The sequence below is a fragment of the Mycobacterium sp. E1715 genome, assembly GCF_001667625.1.
In the GTDB taxonomy this organism is placed as follows: Bacteria; Actinomycetota; Actinomycetes; order Mycobacteriales; family Mycobacteriaceae; genus Mycobacterium.
The window spans coordinates 1-3,855 of sequence record NZ_LZJJ01000013.1; the positions used below are offsets into that span (position 1 = coordinate 1).

Consider the following 3,855-nt stretch of genomic DNA (forward strand, 5'->3'; position numbering starts at 1 on the left):
GACGGTCGCCAGCAGATCCGGCACTGGCTCGACGCACTGCTGGAACGCGAGCCGGGAAACATCAGCACGACGCCGCACGGCCGCGAGGCGGCGGTGACCATGTGGAGGTACTACTACGACCTTGTCGTCGAGAAACGCGCCAACCCACAGGACGACATGATTTCGCGGCTCACCCAGGTCGAGGTCGAACGCGACGACGGCACCATGACTCGCCTCGACGACACGGAGATTTCGGCCTTTGCGTCGATGCTCGGCGGTGCGGGCGCCGAGACGGTGACCAAGCTGGTCGCAAGCGCCGCAGTGGTGTTTGCGCGACACCAGGACCAATGGCAGGCACTGAGGCGAGACCGAAGCCTCATTCCCGCCGCCTTCGAAGAGCTGCTGCGTTACGAGGGGCCATCGCAATACGACATCCGTTGGAGCAAGGTCGATGTCGAACTTCATGGCACGGTGATACCCAAGCACAATCCGGTGATGCTCATCAATGGTTCGGCCACCAGGGATGAGCGAGCGTTCGTCGATGCAGATCGCTTCGACATCAATCGTCGGCACTCCGGCCACAACCTCGGATTCGGCTACGGAATACACAGCTGTCTTGGCGCGGCACTGGCGCGCATGGAGGGACGCATTGCCATCGATGCCCTGTTGGACTTGATCCCCGAGTTCGAGGTAGACGTCGCGGGCCTGCAACGGGTCAAGATGCCGAATGTCTTCGGATGGGGACGCGTGCCCGTACGTGCGGTAGCGCAATGATCCGTCCTCACGACGAACTCGCTGCTCTCATCGGTGCGCGAAGCGGGTGGAGACGCAAGCCGCGGTCCGGCGCTCTTAGGAAAACGCACATAGGAGATTGAGCAATGGCAACTGAGAAATCCAGAAAGTATCGAGTTGTTCACGTAGGCACGGGATTGACCGGTAAGGAGGCACTCCGGGCAGTCCTCGGTGATCCGGCACTGGAACTCGTCGGAGTCAAAGTGTCCACGCCCGAGAAGGCCGGAGTTGACGCGGGTCGCCTTTGTGGCGAACCGGAGGTCGGTATATCGGCAACCGACGATCTCGACGCGGTGCTGGCTCTGCGGCCCGACTGTGTCACCTACTGTGCCACCGCCGTCCGGCGCGAGAATGACGCGATCACCGACATCATCACTTACCTCGAGGCGGGGATCAACGTCGTGACGATCTCGACGATCCCAATGGTCTACCCGCCTGCGGCGCCACCGGAGTGGCGCGCGGCCGTCGAAGCCGCGGCGGCGAAAGGCAATTCGACCTTCTACGCCACCGGCGCCGAGCCGGGCTTCATTAGTCTCAACGTCCCCACCGCCCTGCTTGCCGGCGCCGGAACCGTCGATTCCTACCGGATGGACGAATATGCGATCGACCTGGACAAGTCCTATCCCATTTGGGAGGTGCTGCACGAATCCATGGGCTTTGGAAAGCCGAACGGGCACGTGCCCGCCCGAATCGCATCGGGCAAGGTCACCCACGACTGGGAGACCGTGGTGCGCTACATCGCCGACATCCTAGGCCTGGAACTCGATGGAGTCGAACTGGATTGGGAAACACTTCTCGCGCCAACGGATTTGCAGACTGCCCTCGGCACGATTGCTGAAGGGACGATTTGCGCGCACCGCTGGCAGCTGGCCGGCGTCATCGATGGGCGGTCAGTGGTCGCGGTGCAGTATTTCGCGACGGTGAGTTCCACACCCTGGCCGCAGCGTTGGCCGCGGCCGTCGAGGGAAAACCAAGGCGGCATGGTCATCCGGGTCGAGGGACGGCCCAGTATGTCCCTGGAGCTGTATTTCGAGCAATCGCCCTCGGATCGGGTCAATCCGGGTGTAGCGGTGACAGCGCTGGCCGCGGTCAACTCCATACCCGCGGTCGTGGACGCGGCGCCTGGCGTGCTTGGCTCTCCCTTGGCGGGTCCGGCGATAGTGAGCAGGCAATCGCGAACGCGCCCTGTTTAGTGACCCGCTTGCGCGAATCAGCCTGCCGGCGCGCGAGCGCGCTGTGGTCAATTGCGCCGCAAAACCCGGCGCGATCAGAATCTGGGTCGCGGGTTGCTTTGCGATGAAGGGCATCTCACTTCACCCACACCCGTGACCGAAGCAGCGAAGGACGCGTTGCGCGAGCCTCTCGATGCGCTGACCGGCGAACCGATCAGTTCTGGACAGCCGGTCAAGGCGCCAAACCTCAACCTACAATGCTGCCTTCACGCAGGAAGTTCTCTGTGTACGCCTGATACGTCAGGCTGTCGCGATCGAGGCCGATGAGATCGAGGAAGGGGTGCCACTCCCGGGAATCGACAAACCAGTCCCAACGAGTGATGTGGCCCTCGTCATTGGTCCATACGTAATCCCATTCGTGAAGCTGCAGAACGGTCCCGTCGGCCAGCGTTCCCGCATAGGTGTCGCGGACCGCAAACCCCCAATCGGCGGGCCTGCAGTCGAACGGGGTAACGATTCGAAAGTCGGGCATGTGCTTCCACCACATGCGGAATTCGCAGGTAAGCATGTCACCGTCGGGCGCGAAGCGTTGCATGGCCGCGAGCACCTCCCCGGAGGCGAGGTCGGCCATCACATGATCGGCGCCGCCGTTGAACAGGGGGCACATCATTACGGCGTCTGGCGAGTAGATCCACTCATCGCCGTATGTGATCTTTTTCGTCTCCGGGGCTCTGGCGTACGTCTCCCATTTTGCGTGGGCCAGCCTGTGGTGCAGGGCAACTCGATCGGAGGTCATGCTCCGCGCGTCCTGTGTACGGGCACATTGGACCACCCACAAACATTCGCCATCGCCACCCGCCGCAGTCCACCGCGGTCGACTTCATAGTCAGGGAGGAGATCGAGCAGCGCCTCGAGCGCGATGCGGCTCTCCATCCTTGCCAGCGCCGCCCCCAGACAACTGTGCACGCCATACCCGAAGGCGAGGTTGAAGCCCATTCTGCGCTCCCGGTCGATGTCCAGCCGGTCGGGATCGGGGAACATCCGTTCGTCGCGGGTCGCCGAGCCCGTGACGAGCAGGACTGCGCTGCCCGCGGGAATGGTGCTGCCGTGCAGGGTCACATCGCGGGTGGCGGTGCGTACCTGGTACTGCGAGGGCGCCTCATAGCGCAACAATTCTTCGACGGCGGCGGGAATGAGGCTTCGGTCTCGCCTCAGTGCCTGCCATTGGTCCTGGTGTCGCGCAAACACCACTGCGGCGCTTGCGACCAGCTTGGTCACCGTCTCGGCGCCCGCACCGCCGAGCATCGACGCAAAGGCCGAAATCTCCGTGTCGTCGAGGCGAGTCATGGTGCCGTCGTCGCGTTCGACCTCGACCTGGGTGAGCCGCGAAATCATGTCGTCCTGTGGGTTGGCGCGTTTCTCGACGACAAGGTCGTAGTAGTACCTCCACATGGTCACCGCCGCCTCGCGGCCGTGCGGCGTCGTGCTGATGTTTCCCGGCTCGCGTTCCAGCAGTGCGTCGAGCCAGTGCCGGATCTGCTGGCGACCGTCCGGCGGCACCCCCAACATCGTGGTGATGATCTCGACGGGGAACAGCGCCGAGAAGTCCTCGACCATGTCGAACGACGTCACATCGATGGTTTGCGCGATTGTGTCGATCACCTTCCGGATCATCGGCTCGAGCTTGGCGATCGCACGCGGGGTGAAAACCTTGTTTACCAGCGACCGCATTCTGGTGTGCTGCGGAGGGTCCATCATGATGATCACTCCGTGCGGGATCATCGCGTCGGGATCGATGAAATGATCGAGCGTCACACCCTTCGCCGAGGAATACCTTTCGTGATCGCGCATCGCGCTCGCGACATCCTCATAGCGGGAAAGGGCCCAGAAGTCGTACTGCGTGCTGTGGTCG

Annotated in this window: 4 protein-coding genes; 2 read left to right on the top strand and 2 right to left on the bottom strand. The window is 63.0% G+C overall.

The window, feature by feature from the left end:
* On the top strand, positions 1–753 hold a 753-nt coding region (locus tag A9X03_RS00580), incomplete at its 5' end, for a cytochrome P450 (protein WP_156736647.1).
* A gap of 284 nt (positions 754–1,037) precedes the next feature.
* Positions 1,038–1,964 (top strand): dihydrodipicolinate reductase, encoded by a 927-nt coding sequence (locus tag A9X03_RS00585; protein WP_067781342.1) that lies wholly within the window; start codon positions 1,038–1,040, stop codon positions 1,962–1,964.
* 226 nt (positions 1,965–2,190) lie between these two features.
* On the opposite strand, the gene A9X03_RS00590 is transcribed toward A9X03_RS00585, so the two are convergent.
* Positions 2,191–2,739, bottom strand: a complete 549-nt coding sequence (locus tag A9X03_RS00590; RefSeq protein WP_068259203.1) for a hypothetical protein — start codon at positions 2,737–2,739, stop codon at positions 2,191–2,193.
* A partial coding sequence (locus A9X03_RS00595; protein ID WP_068259205.1) for a cytochrome P450 occupies positions 2,736–3,855 on the bottom strand: 1,120 nt, incomplete at its 5' end. The genes A9X03_RS00590 and A9X03_RS00595, both read right to left, overlap by 4 nt.